This is a genomic window from Maribacter sp. MAR_2009_72, from assembly GCF_007827235.1.
Taxonomy (GTDB): domain Bacteria; phylum Bacteroidota; class Bacteroidia; order Flavobacteriales; family Flavobacteriaceae; genus Maribacter; species Maribacter sedimenticola.
On sequence record NZ_VISB01000001.1, the window covers coordinates 3,514,517 to 3,537,161 of the forward strand.

Here is a 22,645-nt window from a genome sequence, read left to right on the forward strand (position 1 = left end):
CTTAGTGGATAGGAATAATATTGAAGTATTATGAATTTTAGTAAACCGAGTTTAAGTTTTTGGCAGATATTTAATATGAATGTTGGGTTTTTAGGAATCCAATACAGTTTTGGTCTTCAGCAGACCGCAATAAACCCTATATTCTTATACTTAGGTGCACCAGAGGAAATGTTACCTATTTTGAACATTGCCGGCCCGGTTACAGGTTTGGTAATTCAACCAATAATTGGCGCTATGTCAGACAAAACTTGGTCTGAACGTTGGGGGCGCCGTAAACCATATTTTCTAATTGGGGCCATTTTAGGTAGTTTGTGCCTATTTGCATTTCCTACCAGTCCGGTTTTATGGTTTGCTGTAGGACTCTTGTGGATTTTGGATGTAGGTAATAATATGGCCATGGAACCATATAGGGCCTTTGTAGGTGATAAATTGCCAGAAAAACAATTAAGTCTAGGGTATCAAATGCAAAGCCTGTTCGTTGGTGCGGGTATTTTATTGGCAAATGGATCTATTGTACTTTTTCAATACCTATTCGGTGGGGATTCTGTTGAAGCGGCAGGGACCATCCCCACATGGTTGTATTACTCGTTCTATATTGGAGCCATCTTATCCATCACTACTATCCTTTGGTCGGTACTAAAAACTCCGGAAATTCCACCAACCACAGAAGAGCTTGCGGAAATAAATGAGGCCAAGGGCAAATCAATTTTGGAAAGAATTGCTTTGCCGTTCAAGGAAATTTCCCAATCTATAAGGAAAATGCCAAAATTCATGTGGAAATTGGGTGCGGTTTACCTTTTTCAATGGTATGCTCTTTTTATCTATTGGCAGTATACTACTCCGTTGTTTAAATTGACCATGGGGTACAGCACTGGAGAAGCGGCATCGCAGTCTGCACAGATGAGTTTAACTTATAATATAGTAACTATGGTCGTAGCCTTGGCCTTGGTACCTTTAACCTTAAAATATGGTGGTAAAAAAGTCTATGCGCTCAGTTTGGTAGGTACGGCCATTGCATTATTTTCAATTCCGTTTATTCAAGATCCAACTTTGGTGCTGGTCCCCATGGTCTTATTTGGTATAGGTTGGGCGGCCATGATGGGAATTCCTTATACTATGGTATCTAAAGTGGTGCCCCAAGAAAGGCGTGGGGTGTATATGGGAATTTTAAATATGATGATCGTTATACCTATGGGAATTGAAACTTTGACCTTTGGCCCCATTTATAAATATTTGTTGGGTAACAATGCAATTAATGCTATGTTGTTTGCTGGTGCTTTCTTTGTTCTTGCTGCAATTTTTGCTATGCGGTTAAATGTGAAAAACAAAAAAGAAGCCGTGGAAATTTAAATATTCCACTCTTTTATACTCCCTTTGATAACGTAGCTTTATTCTTAATATAAAACTGCGTTCTTTTCTCGCTCTTTTAAAGAATACCTTTAAATTTGACGAATAAAATTATAGAACATGAGCAAGGAAAAGCAAAGAAGGGAAGCGCTTATTTATCATGCAAAGCCACAGCCTGGTAAAATCAAAATAGTTCCAACAAAACCATACAGTACTCAAAGAGACCTTGCTTTGGCCTATTCGCCAGGTGTGGCTGAACCTTGCTTGGAAATCGCAAAGGATAAGGAAAATGTATATAAATATACTTCTAAAGGAAATCTGGTAGCCATTATTTCTAATGGTACTGCCGTATTGGGATTGGGTAATATTGGTCCTGAGGCATCCAAACCTGTAATGGAAGGTAAAGGATTGCTGTTCAAAATCTTTGCCGATATAGACGGTATAGATATTGAAGTGGATACCGAGGATGTAGATAAATTTATAGAAACGGTTAAAATGATCGCACCAACGTTTGGTGGTATCAATTTAGAGGATATTAAGGCGCCAGAAGCTTTTGAGATCGAGCGTCGTTTAAAAGAGGAATTGGATATCCCCGTTATGCATGACGATCAACATGGTACTGCAATTATTTCAGCAGCGGCATTGTTGAATGCATTGGAGCTTGCCCATAAGAAAATGGAGGATGTACGTATCGTTATTAGTGGTGCCGGCGCCGCAGCGGTATCGTGTACAAAATTATACAAGGCTTTTGGTGCAAGGGCTGAGAATATTGTAATGCTAGATAGTAAGGGGGTCATTCGCAAGGATGCAGAAAACTTGGCTGAAAGTAAAAAGGAATTTGCTACGGATAGAAAAATAGATACTCTAGAAGAAGCAATGGTAAATGCAGATGTGTTCGTAGGATTGTCCATCGCAAATATCGTATCCCCGGAAATGTTAAATAGCATGGCGGATAATCCAATTGTATTCGCAATGGCCAACCCTGATCCGGAAATTGACTATAATCTCGCCATTGATACCCGCAAGGATATCATAATGGCCACAGGTAGGTCAGATCATCCTAACCAAGTCAACAATGTATTAGGTTTCCCTTTCATATTTAGGGGAGCGTTAGATGTAAGGGCAACTGCTATAAACGAAGCTATGAAAATGGCAGCCGTTAAAGCCTTGGCAGACCTTACCAAACAGCCGGTGCCGGAACAGGTCAATATTGCCTACGGGGAAACCAGGTTGGCGTTTGGAAAGGAATATATAATTCCAAAACCGTTTGATCAACGATTAATATATGAGATACCTCCTGCCGTTGCAAAGGCAGCTATGGAAAGTGGTGTAGCCAAAGCACCTATACAGGACTGGGACAAGTACCGTGAAGAGTTAATGTTGCGTTCAGGTAATGACAATAAGGTGGTGCGGTTACTTCATGGTAGGGCACGAACCAACGCTAAGAAAATCGTTTTTGCGGAAGCCGATCACTTAGATGTATTGAAGGCGGCCCAAATTGTACATGAAGAAGGTATAGCAACACCTATTCTATTGGGTAGAAAGGAAATTATCCTTGAATTGAAAAAAGAATTAGAGTTCGATGCCGATCTAGATATCATTGACCCAATGTCAGAGGAGTTTGATGAGCGCCATATTAGATATGCTACCAAATATTGGGAAAGCCGTAAACGTAGTGGTGTAACTTTTTACAGTGCCAAAATAAAAATGCGTGAACGCAACTATTTTGGGGCAATGATGGTCTTGGAAGGAGATGCGGACGGTATGATATCTGGCTATTCAAGGGCCTATCCAACGGTAGTAAAACCAATTTTAGAAGTTATAGGTAGGGCAACAGGGGTCAAAAAAGTGGCTACCGTAAATATTATGATTACGGAAAGGGGTCCATTGTTCTTGGCGGATACATCCATCAATATTGAGCCTAATGCTGAAGAACTTGCGGATATTGCCCAAATGACGGCTAATGTAGCGACAACCTTTGGTTTTGACCCGGTATTGGCCATGTTAAGCTATGCTAATTTTGGTTCATCTGTTCACCCTAATGCAAGGAAGGTGAAGGAAGCTGTGCATATTTTACATGAAACATGCCCTAATTTGGTAGTGGACGGTGAAATTCAAACAGACTTTGCATTGAACAAGGAACTACATGAAAGTAAATTCCCATTTTCAAAATTGGCCGGTAGAAAGGTGAATACGTTAATTTTCCCAAATTTGGACTCCGCTAACATTACGTATAAGTTACTTAAGGAACTTAACGGTGCAGACTCCATTGGTCCAATTATGGTTGGCTTGCGCAAAGCGGTCCATATCATGCAACTTGGGGCAAGTGTAGATGAAATAGTAAATATGGCCGCTGTTGCCGTAATAGACGCCCAAGAAAGGGAAAAACGTAAAAAGGCAAAGGAAGCCAAATAAGAAAACCATACTATAGGGAAATGAATACGGTTTCATTTCCCTAATTAATATTAAGTTGTATGATACATCATTTAAAAGGTAGGTTAATTGAAAAGAACCCAACACATGTTATTGTGGAGTGTGGTGGCGTTGGTTATTTTGTGAATATTTCATTGAATACCTTTTCAAAATTACCTGAAGATGAAAGTATTTCAATTTTTACCCACCTTCAAGTAAAGGAAGATTCCCACACCCTTTATGGTTTTGTAGAAAAATCCGAACGTGAAATTTTTAGGTTGTTGATTTCGGTTTCCGGCATTGGATCAAGCATCGCAAGAACTATGTTGTCATCGCTTTCACCACTGCAAATTAGGGATGCCATTGCCAATGGCGATGTAGCCACAATTCAATCCATAAAAGGAATCGGTGCCAAAACCGCACAGCGTGTAATTTTGGATCTTAGGGACAAGGTATTAAAAGTCTATGATATTGACGAAGTTTCGCTCAATGCAAACAATACAAATAAAGATGAAGCGTTATCTGCTTTAGAAGTTCTAGGCTTCGCACGTAAACAGGCAGAAAGGGTTGTCGATAAAGTGCTTGGTCAAGATGCTTCTAAAAGCGTTGAGGAAATTATTAAGCTCGCGCTCAAAAATTTGTAATTAGTTTAAAAATAAGGGGCGATTAAAAATCTTAAAACTTCTTTTAAGTATATCTTTTTATTCTTTGCGTTTTTTGGAAGCATAACCAGTGCTTTTGGTCAAGAAACGGAAGAGCAGGAGATAGATTCTGTAAAAACAGGATTTGATCTAGGTCGGATCTTAATTGAGAATCCAGATGGTATTGTATCCAAATATATTTATGATCCTAAACTTGATCGTTATATTTATAATGAAAGTGTTGGCGATTTTAATATTGGCTACCCTATTATTCTGACACCGGAACAATATTTTGCCCTTATTGAAAAAGAAGGTATTAAATCTTACTTCAAGGAAAAGTCAGATGCCTATTCCGGTAAAAAAGCAGGAAGTGAAGAGGCACGTAAAAACTTATTGCCCAATTTTTATGTAAACAATAATTTCTTTACGTCCATCTTTGGAGGTAATACCATAGAAATTATTCCGCAGGGTTCTGTTGCAATGGATCTTGGGGTCATATGGCAGAAAAACGACAATCCTTCTTTATCCCCACGAAATAGAACCAACCTATCGTTTGATTTTGACCAGCGTATTAGCCTTAGTATGTTGGGTAAAATTGGTGAGCGGCTACAGGTTAATGCCAACTATGATACGGAAGCTACGTTTGATTTCCAGAACATCGTTAAATTGGATTATACGCCAACAGAAGATGATATTATCCAATCCATTGAGGTCGGTAATGTAAATATGCCTTTAAACAGTTCGTTAATACAGGGAGCGCAAAGTCTATTTGGTGTAAAAACAAAATTACAGTTCGGTAAAACTTCGGTAACCGCCGTGTTTTCAGAGCAACGTTCACAAAACAATACCGTAGTTGCCCAAGGGGGCGGTACATTGAACGAGTTTTCATTAACGGCGTTGGACTATGATGAGAACAGGCACTTTTTCCTGGCTCATTATTTTAGGGACAATTACGATCGTGCACTGGAAACATATCCGTACATACAAAGTCAAGTACAGATTACACGTATAGAAGTTTGGGTCACGAATAGAAGTCAACAAACGCTTAATGTACGTAATGTCGTTGCCATTCAGGATTTAGGTGAGGCGGAAGCTGGGAATACCAGAATTGCACAGAATGGCGGTGGTGGCGGTTTTTTTGACGGTAGTTTAAATGTTAGGCCGCGAAACAGTGCTAATGATTATGATCCGGCACTGATTAGTAGTGGTGGCGGTGCATTGAATGAAAATATTAGGGAGATTGCAACCGTGGAGAGTGGTTTTGATGTTCCCGGATATTCCGTTAACCAAGGTTTTGACTATGCCATTTTAGAGAACGCCAGAAAGTTGGAACAGGGTAGGGATTTTGAATTTAATTCACAATTGGGATATATTTCATTGAACCAACGTTTAAGTAACGATGAAGTTTTAGGAGTTGCCTTTCAATATACCTATCAGGGAGAAGTCTACCAAGTAGGGGAATTTGCCAATGGCGGACTAGAAGCCACTACCATATCTCAAGGTGCTAATCCTATTATCGAAAATAATACCTTGATCTTAAAGTTGCTAAAAAGTAATATTACCAATATCAGCGATCCTATTTGGGATTTAATGATGAAGAATATTTATGCTACGGGCGCTTTTCGTTTAAGTGAGGAAGATTTTAAATTGAATATTCTTTATTCCGACCCAACACCAAGGAATTACATAACTCCAGTAGAAGAAGGGTCAGGGTCAGGTTGGCCAGAGGGTCTTGAGGAACGTATTTTATTAAGTGTTTTTAATTTGGATAGGTTAAATGTCTATAACGATATACAGCCTGGAGGGGACGGTTTTTTTGATTTTGTACCGGGACAGACCATAGATATTCAAGGTGGCCGTATCATATTTACCAAAGTAGAGCCGTTTGGTGAATTTTTATTCCAAGAATTGGAAAACGGAAACAGTGCTAGTTATGAGGACGAAACTTCTTATAATGCCAACCAAGAGAAATACGTATTCAAGGATATGTATGAATTGACCAAGGCGGCGGCACTTCAGGATCCGGAAAAGAATAAATTTTTATTAAAAGGTAAATACAAATCAGAAGGTAGTAACGGTATTCCTATAGGGGCATTTAATGTGCCTAGGGGTTCTGTTCGTGTTACCGCAGGTGGTAGACAATTGCAGGAAGGTATTGATTATACCGTTAACTATCAAGCGGGTACGGTACAAATATTAGATCCTAGTTTAGAGGCTTCCAATGTTCCAATTAATATTTCCGTAGAAAACAATGCTGTTTTTGGTCAACAGACTAGGCGTTTTACCGGGGTAAATGTGGAACATCAATTTACGGACAAGTTTGTATTGGGGGCAACGCTGTTGAACTTGAACGAGAGACCTTTGACCCAAAAGTCCAATTTTGGTGTTGAGCCTGTAAACAATACGATCTTTGGTCTAAACGGAAACTTTTCTACCGAAGTACCCTGGTTGACCCGTATGGTGAATAAACTTCCCAATATAGATACTGATGTGCCTTCTAACGTGTCTATTCGTGCAGAAATGGCCATGTTGAAGCCTAATTCTCCAAAGAATGCAAATTTTGAAGGGGAGACCACCACATATTTGGATGATTTTGAAGGGGCGCAGGCTTTAATAGATATACGTGCCTCCTTAGGTTGGACAATTTCCAGTACACCGTTGGAGTTTGGCAACGGCGGTCAGCTTTATGGCACTTCTCCTGAAGACCCGGAAAATTTACTGAACGGATATGGCAGGGCCAAATTGGCTTGGTACACCATTGATCCTATTTTCTATACCAATCAAAGACCATCAGGGATCAGTGATGACGATATTTCCATTAACCCAACACGTAGGGTATTTATAGATGAGGTTTTTCCACAAACCGATGTAGCCCAAGGACAAACACAGGTACAGGGAACATTGGATATGGTTTATTACCCAGCTACCAAGGGGCCCTATAACAACAACCCAAGTTTTGAATCTGAATTGCCTACCGATAAATGGGGGGGTATGATGCGTGCATTGAGCAGTACGGATTTTGAACAAAGTAATGTGGAATTTGTTCAATTCTGGGTAATGGACCCATATGTTGATGGCATCTCTACCGGTTCTGGTGAATTGGTCATAAACCTTGGTAATATTTCTGAGGATATATTACGGGATGGTAAAAAACAATACGAAAACGGTTTGCCCGGTGTAGATAGCAATGATTTTGTTGCACCTACTGCATGGGGAGAAGTACCGGCAACACAATCTTTGGTCTATGCCTTTGATGCCAGTGAACAAAACCGAAATTTACAGGATATTGGATATGACGGATTGAACGATATTAATGAAGCCGACATCTTTACCAACAATGGGGGCGATGACCCTGCTTTGGACAATTATCGGTATTATTTAAACAGGGAAGGAAGTATTTTGGAACGTTATGTAGATTTTAACAGTCCGGACGGTAACTCACCTGTAGAGGTAACCAATACCAATAGGGGGTCTACCACCTTACCGGATGTTGAGGACATTGATCGTGACCTTACCATGAATACGGTTAATAGTTATTATGAATACCGTATTCCTATAAAGCCCAATACCACGATCAATGATAAATATGTTACCGACATAAGGGAAGGAACAGCTTCTGGAAATAGAATACCTAATGGTGATGAGGTAAGTTATCGTTGGATTCAATATAAAATTCCGTTAAGTGATTTTACGGATGCTGTTGGCGGAATTACGGATTTTAGATCCATTAGTTTTATGAGAATGTACATGACCGGGTTTAATTCTCCAACCGTATTACGTTTTGCGACATTGGACCTGGTGAGGGGAGACTGGCGTACTTACACCAAAACATTACAAGATCCGGATATTGACAACAATCCTGCAGATGATGGAACTTCATTAGATGTAAATACGGTAAACATAGAAGAAAATAGCAATAGAAGCCCTATTCCATATGTTCTGCCACCGGGCGTTGTCAGGGAGCAATTGAATAATAATAACACGATCATTCGTCAAAATGAGCAATCGCTCTCTTTACTTGTTGAAAATCTAGAGGCACAGGATGCCCGGGGTGTATTTAAGAATCTAAATATAGATATACGCCAGTATGAGCAATTGAAAATGTTCATGCATGCTGAAAAAATTGTGGATAGTGATTATGCGGATACCAGTACACCATTGGTAGGGTTTCTCCGCATTGGTACGGATTTCTCACAGAACTATTACCAAATGGAGCTTCCGTTACAGTTTACTCCTTTTGGTGCAGTCGCCGATACGGAAATTTGGCCGGAAATCAATGAACTGACCGTTGCGCTTAGTGATTTGAACAAGGTAAAATCTTTATGGATTACAGGCGGAGAATTAAATGAAATGCGATTTTTTGAAATCGAAAACGGGGAAGTTGTTCCCGTTGATGAATTTGATGTGCGTACACCGGGTAAGGTACGTATTGGAATTAAAGGTAACCCTTCCCTAGGTAGTATACGGAGTATTATGGTGGGGGTTAAAAATCAGGATATTTTACCGGCCAGGGGTGAGGTTTGGTTCAATGAATTACGTCTTGCAGGACTGGACAATAATGGCGGTTGGGCAGCTGTGGCTTCCTTAGATGCCAATATCGCGGATTTTGCCAATATCAGTGCAACGGGCAGTACCAGTACTTCCGGTTTTGGTAGTATAGACCAAATGCCCAATGAACGTGCTCGGGAAGATGCTATATCGTATGATGTTGTCACCAATGTTAATGTAGGGCAATTGCTTCCAAAAAAATGGGGCATACAAATTCCATTCAATTACGGCATTTCAGAACAGGTAATTACACCGGAGTTTGATCCCGTTTATGATGATTTAAAGCTTGATGATCTAATAGATGCGGCACCAGATCAAGAAACCGCAGATGAAATACGGGAACAAGCAGAGGATTATACAAAAAGAACAAGTATTAATGTTATAGGTCTAAGAAAAGATCGGGGGGATGAGGCAGATGCCAATTTTTACGACATAGAAAACTTTACATTCAACTATAGCTATAATGAAACCGATCATCGCGATTTTGAGATTGCGCAGTTGCGTGACCAGAGCGTCAATACCGGTTTTGTTTATAACCATAGTTTTGAACCTGTAGAGGTCGCGCCTTTTGCCAAAAAAGATTCATTGTTTACAGGTAAGTACTTACAATGGTTAAAAGATTTGAACCTTAACTTATTGCCATCTACTATCGGCGTCAACTCAAATATTAACAGGCAGTTCAATGCGCAACGTTTTAGGGATGTTAGGGAAGAAGGTGTGGATAGGTTGGAACTTCCAGAATTACAACAACGTAATTACCTATTTAATTGGCAATATGCCATAAATTATAATTTGACCAAATCGTTACGATTGAATTTAACGGGATCTAATAATAATATCATTAGAAATTACTTTAATGAAGATGAACCGGAAGATTCGTTCAATAGAATAGACAATACCCTAGGTCTTTGGGATGGTTTCTTTGATGTAGGGGAGCCCAATAGGCATTCTCAGCAGATGCAACTAAATTATGAGGTGCCATTTGCCAAGATTCCGGCTTTGGACTTCATAAATACCCAATATACCTATACCAGTAATTTTGATTGGCAACGAGGCGGAGATGCGGTCAGGCAGGTAGTAGGTTCGGATATCAACACCGTCCAAAATGCTAATACACACACCATAACTTCTTCGCTAACATTGCAGAAGTTTTATGATATGATCGGGTTAAAGAAACGTTCTGCGCCAAAAGCCGCTGCTGCCGGACCAATTAGAAGGGACAAAGCGGGTGTGCCTGCTGAAGATCAAGAAAAAATTAAAGGTAAAACCAGTGATTTTTTCAATACCGTAGTAGATGTCGTTACCATGGTAAAGAGATTAAACTTGAACTATAGTGAAAACAATGGTACAGTGCTACCTGGCTATACCCAATCTGTGGGGTTCATAGGTACCGCAAGGCCTAGTGTAGGGTTTATTTTTGGTAGTCAGGCAGATGTTAGGTTTGAAGCGGCTAGAAATGGCTGGTTAACTGCGTTTCCTGAGTTTAACGAACAATTTGTACAGCGAACGAACAAGCAATTGAATGTTACGGCTACCGCCCAGCCCACTAGGGATATCACAATAGATCTTGTGGCAGATAGACAGTATTCCAATAGCTATCAGGAGAATTTCAATGTAGAAGATCAAGAGTATAAGATTCAATTGGGCAATACCTATGGCAGTTTTAGTATTTCTACTATGATGATAGGTACGGCCTTTGGAAGGAGCGATGAATTTGATTCTGCTAATTTTGAGCAGTTCAAGGAAAATAGACTTACCATAGCCAATAGGTTGGCATTGGAGAATAATATACCCTTAAATGCCAATGGCGAATTTCCGGAAGGCTATGGAAAAACACAGCAAAATGTTCTGTTGCCCGCATTTTTTGCCGCCTACACGGGTCAAGATGCCGGTCGTGTTAATTTAGACACGTTTAGGGATATACCAATTCCAAATTGGAGCATTAAGTATACCGGATTAATGAAGAACAAATGGTTTAAGAAGAAGTTCAAACGATTTTCATTGAGCCATGGGTATCGCTCCGCATATAGCATTAATTCTTTTCAAACCAATTTGGAGAAGGAACAACTTCGCAAGAATAGAATTGCCGATCCCAGTATAACACTTACAGATCCAGAGACCGGAAACATATTGCCAGATTTAATATTGAACAATGTTGTCCTTACGGATCAGTTTAACCCATTGGCACGTGTAGATTTTGAAATGAAGAATTCTATTAGCGTATTGGCTGAGGTTAGAACGGATAGGGCCATGTCGCTAAGTTTTGATAATAATTTAATGACAGAGATAAACGGTAAGGAATATACCGTAGGTTTAGGTTACCGCTTTAAGGATGTAAAATTGGTGACCAATATTGGAGGCACTAAAACTAGGTTAAAAGGAGACCTAAACCTAAAGGCAGATGTTACGCTTAGGGATAATATAACCATCATAAGGAATTTGGATATCGACAATAATCAGATTACTTCAGGACAAAATTTAATGTCGTTAAAGTTTACCGCAGACTATGCCCTTAGCAAACAATTGAATGCCTTGTTCTTTTATGACCATTCATTTTCACAGTTTGCGGTTTCAACAGCATTCCCGCAAACAACCATAAATACAGGGTTTACTATACGTTACAATTTTGGTAATTAATAATTTGGGGACTAAATTATAGGGGTGGGTAGTGGTAATTTTTCTAAGAGATATTAGCTTAATTTATTTTTTGATAACCTTGGCATAAAACTTTACATTTGCCGAAGTAAAAAATTAAATCATATAATGAACATACCAGCTGAATTAAAATATACAAAGGATCATGAGTGGGTAAAAATCGATGGTGATATTGCTACCGTTGGCATTACCGATTTTGCGCAAGGGGAACTAGGAGATATTGTATACGTGGAAGTAGATACATTAGATGAGACCTTAGATCGCGAAGCTATCTTTGGAACCGTAGAGGCCGTCAAAACCGTATCTGATCTCTTTTCTCCATTATCTGGAGAAATCGTAGAGTTCAACGAGTCTTTGGAAGACGAGCCGGAGCAGGTAAATACCGATCCTTATGGTGCAGGATGGATGGTGAAGATCAAACTTTCCGATTCAAGTGAGATTGACGATTTATTAAGTGCGGAAGCCTATAAAGAAATTATTGGTGGCTAAAGCCCTTGTTTATAAACTTTTGTTCATAAGCTGGATGATGTTCGTAACATTTTTCAGCTTATTTTCTTTTTCGGATGTAGATACCTCAACGTTCAATATTCCACATTTGGATAAAGCCGTCCATTTTACATTTTATTTGGTAATGGTCATCATTGCATTCTTTGCCAAAACCAATGGTGGTGTTGTTAAGTTAGCTTCCTTTAAAGGGGTGATATACATTATGTTATTTGCAATATTGTACGGCATAGTTATTGAGATATTACAGCATATGGCAACAACGGATAGACATGGCGATATATTGGATGCATTGGCTAATTCATGCGGGGCCATCGTAGGAATGTTCTTCATAAGGACGCGGTTTTTTACAAAGCCATCGTTAAAATGAAAATATTAGTTGCATTTTTATGGAATAATTAGTTAAATTAGCAATCACTAAATTGAATATATATGGAACCTAAAAAGAATCCTAAAGCGGATTTAACGAAGAACAGCAGCCTATACTTTGTTATTGGATTGTTCGCGGTAATGCTATTTACTTATGTAGCGTTTGAGTGGAAAACCTATGATGAGGTCAATGACTATGATATTTCTATGAACGTAGATGATTTATTGGATGAAGAGGTTCCAATGACAGAACAAATCAAAACTCCACCACCGCCACCACCACCGGCAGCGCCTGAAATTATTGAGGTTGTCGAAGATGAGGAAGAAGTTGAGGAAACGGTAATTGAATCTACTGAAACTAGTCAAGAGGAAGAAATTGTAGAGGTTGAGGACGTTGTAGTAGAGGAAGTGGAAGAAGACGTAGATGTTCCTTTCGCGGTTATTGAGGATGTACCTGTATTTCCTGGTTGTGAAAATGAAAGTGACAAAAGAGCTTGTTTCAATTCCATGATTCAAAAGCATATCGGTAAAAACTTCCGTTATCCGGAAATTGCCCAAGAAATGGGTGTGCAAGGTAGGGTTAGTGTAATGTTCGTTATCCAAAAGGATGGAACTATCGGTAACGTTAGAATGCGTGGACCGGACAAAAACCTGGAAAAGGAAGCTGCTAGAATTATCAACAAGCTTCCAAGAATGACACCTGGTAAGCAAAGAGGTAGAGCTGTACGTGTACCTTTTAGTATTCCGATCAATTTTAAATTACAATAGTAGAAGTTACTATTTCTAATGATATAAAAATCCCGAGTGTAATACTCGGGATTTTTTTTGTCTTAAACATACATGTTTTTTTTGCTCCTATCTTTAATGTCGTTTGATAAATCTTGGCTTGAATTTATATTTTCTATCCGTATTGTTTTAACTGTGGATTACTATACTTTGTTTTAAGCCGTATAGTATTAAAAAAGGGGTTATGGTTGCAGAAATATCTCTTGGGGGTTATCTTTGTGGATCTATTAATCAAATTATGAAAACGGCTGTGGGTTCGGCGAAAAATAATGTGCTAGCATTAATGTTTGCCGATTTTAAGGAAATTACCAAAGCTAGGTTAGCTATAAGTGTCGTTTTCTCTTCTATTGCAGGATATTTTTTAGGTGCGTACGAAATTCAATGGGTTCAATTATTGTTATTGGCCTTTGGTGGCTATTGCATGGTTGGGGCAAGTAATGCCTATAACCAGGTTATTGAAAAAGATTTGGATGTATTGATGAAACGCACTAGGAACAGACCTGTTCCTGCCGGTAGAATGTCGGCGAATACAGCATTGGCCATTGCAGTAGTCTTGACTTTGTTAGGAACGGTGGCCCTCTATTTATTAAACCCCAAAACCGCTATGTTCGGGGCAATTTCAATCTTTCTGTATACTAGTGTCTATACTCCTTTAAAAACCATTACCCCACTTGCGGTATTTGTAGGTGCCATACCTGGGGCCATACCCTTTATGTTAGGGTGGGTGGCGGCTACCAATGAATTTGGTATAGAGCCGGGAACACTTTTCATGATACAGTTTTTTTGGCAGTTTCCTCACTTTTGGGCTTTAGGATGGATGTTGGATGAGGATTATAAAAGTGGAGGGTTTAAAATGCTGCCAACAGGAAAAAAGGATGCGGCAACGGTATTACAGATTATTATGTATACCATATGGATGATGGTCATTTCTGTTATTCCTGTTTTTGGTATTACGGGTAGATTGCACCTGTCTATCGCAGCGGCGGTTTTAATATTTGTCATGGGTGCGGTAATGCTAGGGTTTGCTTTTAAATTGTATAGACAAAGGGATAATGCCTCCGCAAGAAAATTAATGTTGGCAAGCGTTAGTTATATAACGTTAATGCAAATTGTATATGTAATCGATAAATTTTTAGCTTAATATGGATTTAACACAGGGTACACCGGAAGATAAAAATGCAAGGGCAAAAAAGATGATGCTTTGGTTTGGAATCGTAAGTATGATCATGAGTTTTGCTGGATGGACAAGTGCCTATATCGTAAGTAGGTCTAGAGATGATTGGGCCAGTGATGTTGATTTGCCCCAAGCATTTTTCTATAGTACCATCGTAATAATTTTAAGTAGTATCTCCTATTTTCTTGCAAAAAAATCTGTAAAGGAGGGTCAAGGAGATAGATCTAAACTATGGTTGTGGATTACATTAGGGCTGGGTATAGTTTTTATAGTATTGCAATTTCAAGGCTTTTCGCAATTAGTGGCTAACGGGTACTATTTTACAGGTCCTACTAGTAGTATAAAAATGTCATTTGTTTTTTTAATTGCCATGGTTCATATCCTGCATTTAGTTGCCGGTATCATATCCTTATTGGTAGTTATATACAATCATAGTAAGGGCAGGTATACTTCAACTAATTATTTAGGGTTGTCGTTAGGCGCAACTTTTTGGCATTTTCTAGATTTCCTATGGCTCTATTTAGTGCTATTTATGACCTTTGTAAAATAAAAAGTGGTTCAATTTAAGTTTTGGGCAAATTGCTCTTTTATATAGTTCAAAAAAATGTAAATTTGCTAAAGTTTTATTAAAACGATAATTAGTATATGAATTCTACGGTGACAACGGCAGAGGAAACAAACGTTTGGGGTGGTGGTAACCAGCCATTGGGAGCAAGCTACGGTAAATTAATGATGTGGTTTTTCCTGGTATCGGATGCTTTAACATTTTCAGGCTTTTTGGCGGCCTATGGTTTTTCAAGATTTAAATTTATTGAAACATGGCCCATTGCGGACGAGGTATTTACCCACGTTCCTTTTTTTCATGGTAACTATCCTATGATATATGTTGCCTTTATGACCTTTATTTTGATTATGTCGTCCGTTACTATGGTGTTGGCTGTGGATGCTGGTCATAAAATGAAAAAGAATGCCGTAATCTGGTATATGTTCGCTACCATTATTGGTGGTGCTATTTTCGTTGGTTCCCAAGCATGGGAATGGGGAACGTTTATAAAGGGTGATCACGGAGCGTTAGAGACCAAAGGCGGTAGAATTTTACAGTTCGTAAAGGCTGATAGTGGCGAACGTGCTGCATTAAGGGATTTTGCAGTGACTATTCCTGGTGAAAGGGTGGCACATGAAAGAAAGAACGGTATTTGGTTTTTTGATGAAGGCGAACTTCCAACCTACTCCTTAAACGAGGTGATAGAAGGTTTTAAAGCTGATCCAAATATTTTGATAAGAACTGAGTTGATCAATGAGGAAGGGGAAAAAACCCTTTTGGACAGAGAGGCGTCATTAGCCAAATTGGCAGATGCTACTATGGTCGTAGAAGGAGCCAACCTTATAAGAAATGAATATGGTAGCAGACTTTTTGCGGATTTCTTCTTCTTTATAACAGGTTTCCACGGTTTTCACGTATTTTCTGGTGTGGTGATCAATATCATTATATTCTTTAATGTTATTTTGGGTACCTACGAGAGAAGGGGGCACTATGAAATGGTTGAAAAAATTGGTCTATACTGGCACTTTGTAGATTTGGTGTGGGTATTTGTATTTACCTTTTTCTACTTGGTTTAATTTAAGACAGGGCAATAGTTCTACGATAGATATATTTAAAAGATTGTATTAAAATGGCACACGGGCATAAATTGGAAATTTTTAGGGGACTTGTTAAGTTTAAGTCCAATACACAAAAGATTTGGGGAGTTTTAGCGTTTCTAACGCTAATAACTGCAGTAGAGGTTGTTTTAGGTATTATAAAGCCAGTATCCTTAACAGATACCTACTTTTTGGGTATGAAATTAATTAACTGGATATTTATTATTCTAACCTTGGTAAAGGCCTATTATATTGCATGGGATTTTATGCACCTAAGGGATGAAAAAGCATCGCTTAGAAGAGCAATAGTCTGGACTCCTATTTTCTTGATTATTTACCTGGTCTTTATTTTGCTGGTAGAAGCGGATTATATTTATAATGTCTATAAAGACGGCTTTGTTAGTTGGAATTTCTAAGGTATTATTAACAGAATTAAAAGACGGTCTTAATGCCGTCTTTTTTATTTTTGTATAGTTTCTTTTTTAAGCTGATTTTGGCAGGTACGGCAATGGATTGTATGCTAAACGCATTTATTTAATATGAAGAAGACCTTTATACTTGTTGTTTTATTTGTGCTTCCTATAGTAGCATACCTATTTTTTGCCAGTGGTGTAAATAATTTTGGCAGATTGCCTGTGCTTACTGAAAATATCAGGGAATTGAACGTTGTGGACAGTGAGGTCAAATTTAAGGACCATATCACCATATTGGGTTTTTTGGGTTCTAGTGTAGATAATAGGAAAGGAAATGCCTTTAACTTAAATCAGAAAATATATAAACGCTTTCACGAGTTTAAGGATTTTCAATTTGTAATGATGCTACCATATGGTGCGGAAGAAAAATCCAAAGAACTTAAAGAAGAACTTGCAACTTTGGCAGATGTAGAAAAATGGCATTTTGTATTTGACAGTCCCGAAAAAATCAAAGCGGTTTTTGAAAGTCTACAAACGGATATTTCATTAGGTGAAGATTTGGGTTCACCTTATGTATTTGTCATAGATAAGGACTTGGCACTTCGTGGGCGTACGGATGATGAGGATGATGGTACCAAGTACGGTTTTAATTCTAGCTTGGTGTCGGATCTGAACAATAAAATGGTAGATGATGTCAAAATTGTATTGGCAGAATATAGACTGGCACTGAAAAAGAATAACGCAGAAAGAACCAAGTAATGAATAAGAAATATACATATGTATGGGTGTCATTGATTGTTCTTATTTTTGGAATTATCGTCATACCTCGTATTGTAGATAGAATGTCTACCGGCACTGTTGTTCAGAATGATAGGCTAAACGGTGTTATTTCAAAACAAACGGATGATTTAGGTTATATCTTGCTAAATGGAAAGAAACGTAAGGTGCCTTCCTTTTCTTTTGTAAACCAAGATAGTGTTGTGGTTACGGATAAGGATTATTTGGGCAAGGTGTACGTTGTGGATTTTTTCTTTACAAGATGTCCAAGTATATGTCCTGTAATGACTACAAACCTTGTTAGTTTGCAGAACACCTTCAAAGAAAACAATGAGTTTGGTATTGCATCATTTTCCATTACACCAGAGTTTGATACCCCATCGGTTTTGAGGCAATATGCCCAAAAATATAACATTAATACCGAAGTCTGGAATTTGCTGACTGGGGATAAAGAAGCCATTTATGATTTGGCCAATGGTGGGTTCAATATTTTTGCAGCGGAAATGCCTGAGGTTCCTGGCGGATTTGAGCATTCCGGTCTGTTCGCATTAGTTGACAAAGAGGGATATCTTCGTTCTAGGAAGGATGAATTTGGTAATCCTATTGTGTATTACAGAGGGGCAATCCTGGAACAGGAAAAAACCAATGATCATGGCGAGACAGAGGAAATAGGTATTTTAAGGACCGATATTAAAAAATTGTTACAAGAATAAACGAAAATGTATGCAAGGGAAAGTTTCAGATGAACGGAATTTTAATAGGATGATTACGGTGGTTTCCATTGTAATCCCTGTTGTGGTAGCCTTACTTTTTGGAATTAAAATACCTAATGTGGCCCCATTATCTTTTTTACCACCTATTTATGCTGCTATAAATGGTTTAACGGCCGTTCTATTATTGGTTGCGCTATGGGCCATAAAAAATGGTAATCAAAAATTACATCAAAATTTAATGACCGCCAACATTGTGTTATCGTTACTTTTTTTGGTGATGTATATTGCATACCATATGACTTCAGATTCCACTCCATTTGGTGGTGATGGCTTAATTTCATATGTATATTACTTTATTCTCATAACCCATATCATACTTTCCATAGCATTGATTCCTTTAGTGTTGAGAACTTATGCAAAAGCTTATCTTAAAAAGTTTGAGGAACATAGGTCCTTGGCCAGATATACGTTTCCTGTTTGGTTGTATGTTGCGGTAACAGGGGTCGTAGTTTATTTAATGATATCTCCTTATTATGCGTACTAAAAAAATTATACTACTTATAATCATAGCCTTTGTATGTTTTCCTATAGATATGGATGCACAATGTGCAATGTGTAGGGCGGTTTTGGAAAGCGAGTCTACTGGTAAGGCTGCGGAAGGTATCAATAACGGCATTGTTTATTTAATGGCGGTACCCTATGTATTGGTCGGTGGTCTGTTCTATTTCATCTATCGAAAAATGCGTACAACCTAATATGCGAATATTTTTTACCATTTAAGTGTAACAAACTTTAAATTGATTAGTCTTATAGTTGTGCAATAGCAATATTGCGCTCATCAATCAATCAAACTAATCAATCATATGTTCGATCTAGAACGTTGGCAGGAAATTTTCGATACTATTCGCAAGAATAAACTGCGCACTTTCCTAACGGGTCTTTCCGTAGCTTCCGGAATCTTTATTTTGGTCATCTTATTGGGGTTTGGGCAAGGTATGCAAAATGGTATCGCCAAGGAGTTTGAACAAGATGCGGCTACCAGTGTTTGGGTGTGGCCGGGAGTTACTACAAAGGAATATAAGGGTATGAATCCTGGTAGGCGAATACAATTGCGCAATGAAAACTATGATTTTGCGGCTGTATTGCTGGCTGACAAAATTGAACATAAATCACCTCGACTATTTGTTAGAAATTCCTTTGTCAACTACGGTAAGGAATCATTGGCGTACAATGTACAAGGGGTAAGTGCCCAATTTCAGTTCATTGAGAATGAGTTTATGTCACAAGGTCGGTTTCTTAACCAGCAAGATGTAGACTTAAAATCAAAGGTTGCCATTATCAGCAATAAAATAAAGCGGGAGGTTTTTAAGGACATTGAAAGCCCTATTGGCCAAATCCTTGATGTATCCGGTATTTCTTTTAAGATTGTTGGCGTTTATGGAGATATTGGAGGAGAGCGGGAAGAGGACCGCATCTATATTCCTATAAGCACGGCACAGCAAGTTTTCAATGGGGCGGACTATATTAATAACTTGGCCTATACATTACCTCCAGCCAAGGATTTTGAGACTGCCGTGGTACAATCCCTTCAATTTAAAAATGCAATAAAATCCTATCTACAACAGGCGCATACCGTTGCTCCGGATGATACCAGTGCAATACAGGTCTATAATCCTATGGAAGAGGCAAAACGTTTTTATTCCCTTATGGGGGGCATTAAGTTTTTCTTTTGGTTTGTAGGTGTCTGTACCATTATTGCGGGTATTGTGGGGGTGAGCAATATTATGCTTATAGTAGTTAAGGAAAGAACTAGGGAAATAGGCATACGAAAGGCATTGGGGGCCAAACCATGGTCCATAGTCGGTATGATATTGCATGAGGCTATTTTTATAACGGCAATAGCTGGTTTCTCTGGTCTTATTCTTAGTATGGGGCTATTGGAACTTGTAGGTCCCCATATAGAAGTTGACTATATACTCAATCCTTCCGTAGATTTTAATGTTGCATTGACTACGGTAATCGTATTGGTTGTGGCAGGTGCCATTGCAGGTTTTTTTCCTGCTTGGCGAGCGGCCAGAATCCATGTGATTGAAGCATTGCGTGATGAGTAGTATGTTAAACGCCACTGTTTGTGGTTGGATTAGTATTGGAATTAAATAAAGTAAACATGTTTAACCGAGACCGTTGGAAGGAAATTATGGAAGTCTTGTCAGGCAACGTCTTTAGAACGCTGGCAACCTCTTTTGGTGTGGGTTGGGGTGTATTTATCCTAATTATTTTATTGGCGGCCGGTAAAGGGTTGGAGAACGGTATACGGGCAGATTTTGGGGATATTGCTACCAATACGATGTTTATGTGGTCACGAAGTACCACAATGCCCTATAAAGGGTTGCCTAAAGGAAGACAATTTCAGTTTAAGATAGAAGATGTTCAAGCTATTAGGGATAATGTGCCAAACTTACGTTTTATTTCCCCTCGTAATCAATTAGGAGGTTTTGGTGGCGGAAATAATGTGGTAAGGGGACTTAAAATAGGGGCCTTTAATATCTATGGGGACTATCCGGAAATTATTCGCCAAGAACCCATGACCATCACATCGGGCAGATTTATTAACCAGAACGATATTGAGGACAAAAGAAAAATAGCGGTAATAGGGGACGGGGTACAAAACGAGCTTTACGATAAAGGTGAACAGGTGCTGGGAACCTATATAAAAATTCAGGGGGTCAACTTTATGGTCGTAGGTACTTATCAAAAAAAGAGCGAAGGTAGAGGTGAAGAAGGGCAAAAGGAAATTTTTGTACCGTTTACGGCTTTTTCCCAAGCCTTTAATATGGGGAATAATGTGGGTTGGATGGCCATAACAGCTCAAGATGGTAGCTCTATTAGTGATTTAAAGGAGAAAATTGTGAGTGTAGTCAAGGAAAAAAGGCGGGTACATCCAGATGATAAACGTGCTGTAGGCTATTTTGATCTCTATGAACAATTTAATAGGGTTGAGAGCCTTTTTGGGGCACTGCGGTGGGTGGCTTATTTTGTTGGAGTACTAGTCCTATTATCCGGAATTATAGGGGTGAGCAATATCATGTTGATCGTAATCAAAGAACGCACCAAGGAAATTGGTATCCGTAGGGCATTGGGAGAAGCACCTTGGTCTATTAAAAAACAGATATTGATGGAATCTATTTTTTTGACCATTATTTCCGGTATGATCGGTATTGTATTTGGCGCATCATTTATATATGGAGTGAATGCACTTTTAGATTCGGTCGGTCCCGTAGATATGTTCATAAATCCGAGTGTAAGCCTTGGGGTGGTGCTAAGTGCATTGATCATCTTGGTCTTTTCAGGATTGCTTGCAGGCTTTATACCTGCCCAAAGCGCTATAAAAATTAGGCCTATAGAGGCATTAAGAACAGAATAATTACATTGATAAAATTATAACCAATCAAAAAATGAAAAAATCAGCAACTATTGTCATTCTTTTAATTATTGTTTTGGCCTTTGGTGGGTCTATGTATTATTTGTATCAAAAAAATGCTGAGGACCCTGTTGTTTATCAGACAGAAGAACCGTCCAAGCAGACGATTATAAGAAAAACGATGGCTACCGGTAGTATTTTACCTCTAGAGGAAGTATTGATCAAACCTAATATTTCTGGGGTAATAGATGAAATATTTGTAGAGGGCGGGGATTATGTACAGTCCGGTGATTTGTTATGTACCATAAAGGTAGTGCCCAATTTAAGTGCATTGAACGATGCAAGAAACAATATTGATGAAGCCAAGATAAATTTGGATGATCAAGCAAGAAATTTGGCCCGGCAAAAAAGCCTGTTTGAGAAAGGTGTAATATCAAAGGTGGATTTAGAACGAGCGGAAGTAACCTATAATCAGGCAAAGCAATCTTTCGCTGCCGCAAATAAGCGCTTTGATATTGTTAAGACCGGTACAACGGCCGGGTACGGTAATGCCGCAAATACGCAAATAAGGGCCACGGTAAGTGGTATGGTACTGGAAGTACCTGTGGAAGTGGGCAACCAGGTTATAGAAAGCAACAATTTTAACGAGGGTACTACTATTGCGGCTATTGCGGATGTGGACAAAATGATATTTGAAGGAAAGGTCGATGAATCCGAAGTAGGCAAGATTAAGGAAAATCTACCTTTGGAAATTACGGTTGGTGCCATTGAGGACAAAGTTTTTGATGCGGTTCTTGATTATATTGCCCCAAAGGGTAATGAAGAGAACGGCGCCATACAATTTGAAATTAAAGGCACCCTTAAAAAGCAGGATAGTGTATTCATTAGGGCCGGACTTAGCGCTAATGCCTCAATTATCCTTGCTCGAGCGGACAGTGTTTTGGCCGTAAAGGAGGCATTGGTCCAATTTGACGACAAAACCAAAAAACCATTTGTGGAAATTGCTACCGGTGACCAGAAATTTGAGCGTAAGGATATTGAACTGGGCATAAGCGACGGTATTTACGTGCAAATAAATTCAGGTATCAAAGAAGGTGACAAAATTAAGGTTTGGAACGAGGTCAAGCCAGATGAATTTGCCCAAAATCAATAAATTAAAAAAAATCCAAGAATTGATGTAACAATCTTAATCTCACATAGTCTAACCTAAAGACAATGCTTAGGATTGTTCAAAACCATAACCA

General features: G+C 38.8%; 18 protein-coding genes. All 18 read left to right on the forward strand.

Annotated features, from left to right (window positions below):
• Nucleotides 1-30 precede the first annotated feature (30 nt).
• The 18 genes from JM81_RS14695 (at nt 31) to JM81_RS14780 (ending at nt 22,554) form a co-directional block, all read left to right on the forward strand.
• On the forward strand, nt 31-1,350 hold the full coding sequence (locus JM81_RS14695) for an MFS transporter (RefSeq protein WP_144804543.1): 1,320 nt from the start codon (nt 31-33) through the stop codon (nt 1,348-1,350).
• A gap of 117 nt (nt 1,351-1,467) precedes the next feature.
• On the forward strand, nt 1,468-3,762 hold the full coding sequence (locus JM81_RS14700; protein WP_144804545.1) for an NADP-dependent malic enzyme: 2,295 nt from the start codon (nt 1,468-1,470) through the stop codon (nt 3,760-3,762).
• A gap of 59 nt (nt 3,763-3,821) precedes the next feature.
• Nucleotides 3,822-4,403 (forward strand): Holliday junction branch migration protein RuvA, encoded by a 582-nt coding sequence (ruvA, locus tag JM81_RS14705; protein WP_089259343.1) that lies wholly within the window; start codon nt 3,822-3,824, stop codon nt 4,401-4,403.
• 51 nt (nt 4,404-4,454) lie between these two features.
• On the forward strand, nt 4,455-11,585 hold the full coding sequence (gene sprA, locus JM81_RS14710; RefSeq protein WP_261375163.1) for a cell surface protein SprA: 7,131 nt from the start codon (nt 4,455-4,457) through the stop codon (nt 11,583-11,585).
• A gap of 126 nt (nt 11,586-11,711) precedes the next feature.
• Nucleotides 11,712-12,092 carry a glycine cleavage system protein GcvH gene (gcvH, locus tag JM81_RS14715; RefSeq protein WP_089259345.1) on the forward strand — a complete coding sequence of 127 codons (381 nt, stop codon included), beginning with the start codon at nt 11,712-11,714 and terminating at the stop codon, nt 12,090-12,092.
• Nucleotides 12,085-12,477 carry a VanZ family protein gene (locus JM81_RS14720; protein WP_144804549.1) on the forward strand — a complete coding sequence of 131 codons (393 nt, stop codon included), beginning with the start codon at nt 12,085-12,087 and terminating at the stop codon, nt 12,475-12,477. Before gcvH ends, JM81_RS14720 begins: the two co-directional genes overlap by 8 nt.
• 62 nt (nt 12,478-12,539) lie before the next feature.
• The gene (locus JM81_RS14725) at nt 12,540-13,244 is read left to right on the forward strand and encodes an energy transducer TonB (protein ID WP_144804551.1); all 705 of its coding nucleotides are present in this window, start codon (nt 12,540-12,542) and stop codon (nt 13,242-13,244) included.
• Between the two features lie 256 nt (nt 13,245-13,500).
• Complete coding sequence (gene cyoE, locus JM81_RS14730) at nt 13,501-14,403, forward strand: heme o synthase (protein ID WP_144805661.1); 903 nt, start codon at nt 13,501-13,503, stop codon at nt 14,401-14,403.
• Between the two features lies 1 nt (nt 14,404).
• Nucleotides 14,405-14,986, forward strand: coding sequence for a heme-copper oxidase subunit III (locus tag JM81_RS14735; RefSeq protein ID WP_089259348.1), 582 nt, complete (start codon nt 14,405-14,407; stop codon nt 14,984-14,986).
• A gap of 95 nt (nt 14,987-15,081) precedes the next feature.
• Entirely contained in the window at nt 15,082-16,056 is a 975-nt protein-coding gene (locus tag JM81_RS14740) for a cytochrome c oxidase subunit 3 (RefSeq protein ID WP_144804553.1), read from the forward strand.
• A 53-nt stretch (nt 16,057-16,109) separates the two neighbouring features.
• A complete protein-coding gene (locus JM81_RS14745; RefSeq protein WP_089259350.1) occupies nt 16,110-16,493 on the forward strand; it encodes a cytochrome C oxidase subunit IV family protein in 384 nt (127 codons plus the stop codon).
• A gap of 123 nt (nt 16,494-16,616) precedes the next feature.
• Nucleotides 16,617-17,249 carry a hypothetical protein gene (locus tag JM81_RS14750; RefSeq protein ID WP_089259351.1) on the forward strand — a complete coding sequence of 211 codons (633 nt, stop codon included), beginning with the start codon at nt 16,617-16,619 and terminating at the stop codon, nt 17,247-17,249.
• Nucleotides 17,249-17,980, forward strand: coding sequence for an SCO family protein (locus JM81_RS14755; RefSeq protein ID WP_144804555.1), 732 nt, complete (start codon nt 17,249-17,251; stop codon nt 17,978-17,980). The genes JM81_RS14750 and JM81_RS14755 overlap by 1 nt, the downstream gene beginning before the upstream one ends.
• Nucleotides 17,981-17,990: 10 nt before the next feature.
• On the forward strand, nt 17,991-18,524 hold the full coding sequence (locus JM81_RS14760; RefSeq protein ID WP_144804557.1) for a DUF420 domain-containing protein: 534 nt from the start codon (nt 17,991-17,993) through the stop codon (nt 18,522-18,524).
• Nucleotides 18,514-18,735: a hypothetical protein gene (locus JM81_RS14765; RefSeq protein WP_144804559.1), complete on the forward strand. Its 222-nt coding sequence runs from the start codon at nt 18,514-18,516 to the stop codon at nt 18,733-18,735. Before JM81_RS14760 ends, JM81_RS14765 begins: the two co-directional genes overlap by 11 nt.
• A gap of 108 nt (nt 18,736-18,843) precedes the next feature.
• Nucleotides 18,844-20,091, forward strand: coding sequence for an ABC transporter permease (locus JM81_RS14770; RefSeq protein ID WP_144804561.1), 1,248 nt, complete (start codon nt 18,844-18,846; stop codon nt 20,089-20,091).
• A 56-nt stretch (nt 20,092-20,147) separates the two neighbouring features.
• Nucleotides 20,148-21,404: an ABC transporter permease gene (locus JM81_RS14775; protein ID WP_144804563.1), complete on the forward strand. Its 1,257-nt coding sequence runs from the start codon at nt 20,148-20,150 to the stop codon at nt 21,402-21,404.
• Between the two features lie 31 nt (nt 21,405-21,435).
• The gene (locus tag JM81_RS14780; RefSeq protein WP_144804564.1) at nt 21,436-22,554 is read left to right on the forward strand and encodes an efflux RND transporter periplasmic adaptor subunit; all 1,119 of its coding nucleotides are present in this window, start codon (nt 21,436-21,438) and stop codon (nt 22,552-22,554) included.
• The last annotated feature ends 91 nt before the right edge of the window (nt 22,555-22,645 follow it).

Coding starts and splice junctions, on each gene's coding strand:
- JM81_RS14695 (WP_144804543.1), top strand. CDS start 31: ATGAATTTTAGTAAACCGAGTTTAAGTTTTTGGCAGATATTTAATATG.
- JM81_RS14700 (WP_144804545.1), top strand. CDS start 1,468: ATGAGCAAGGAAAAGCAAAGAAGGGAAGCGCTTATTTATCATGCAAAG.
- ruvA (WP_089259343.1), top strand. CDS start 3,822: ATGATACATCATTTAAAAGGTAGGTTAATTGAAAAGAACCCAACACAT.
- gcvH (WP_089259345.1), top strand. CDS start 11,712: ATGAACATACCAGCTGAATTAAAATATACAAAGGATCATGAGTGGGTA.
- JM81_RS14725 (WP_144804551.1), top strand. CDS start 12,540: ATGGAACCTAAAAAGAATCCTAAAGCGGATTTAACGAAGAACAGCAGC.
- cyoE (WP_144805661.1), top strand. CDS start 13,501: ATGAAAACGGCTGTGGGTTCGGCGAAAAATAATGTGCTAGCATTAATG.
- JM81_RS14735 (WP_089259348.1), top strand. CDS start 14,405: ATGGATTTAACACAGGGTACACCGGAAGATAAAAATGCAAGGGCAAAA.
- JM81_RS14740 (WP_144804553.1), top strand. CDS start 15,082: ATGAATTCTACGGTGACAACGGCAGAGGAAACAAACGTTTGGGGTGGT.
- JM81_RS14745 (WP_089259350.1), top strand. CDS start 16,110: ATGGCACACGGGCATAAATTGGAAATTTTTAGGGGACTTGTTAAGTTT.
- JM81_RS14750 (WP_089259351.1), top strand. CDS start 16,617: ATGAAGAAGACCTTTATACTTGTTGTTTTATTTGTGCTTCCTATAGTA.
- JM81_RS14755 (WP_144804555.1), top strand. CDS start 17,249: ATGAATAAGAAATATACATATGTATGGGTGTCATTGATTGTTCTTATT.
- JM81_RS14760 (WP_144804557.1), top strand. CDS start 17,991: ATGCAAGGGAAAGTTTCAGATGAACGGAATTTTAATAGGATGATTACG.
- JM81_RS14765 (WP_144804559.1), top strand. CDS start 18,514: ATGCGTACTAAAAAAATTATACTACTTATAATCATAGCCTTTGTATGT.
- JM81_RS14770 (WP_144804561.1), top strand. CDS start 18,844: ATGTTCGATCTAGAACGTTGGCAGGAAATTTTCGATACTATTCGCAAG.
- JM81_RS14775 (WP_144804563.1), top strand. CDS start 20,148: ATGTTTAACCGAGACCGTTGGAAGGAAATTATGGAAGTCTTGTCAGGC.
- JM81_RS14780 (WP_144804564.1), top strand. CDS start 21,436: ATGAAAAAATCAGCAACTATTGTCATTCTTTTAATTATTGTTTTGGCC.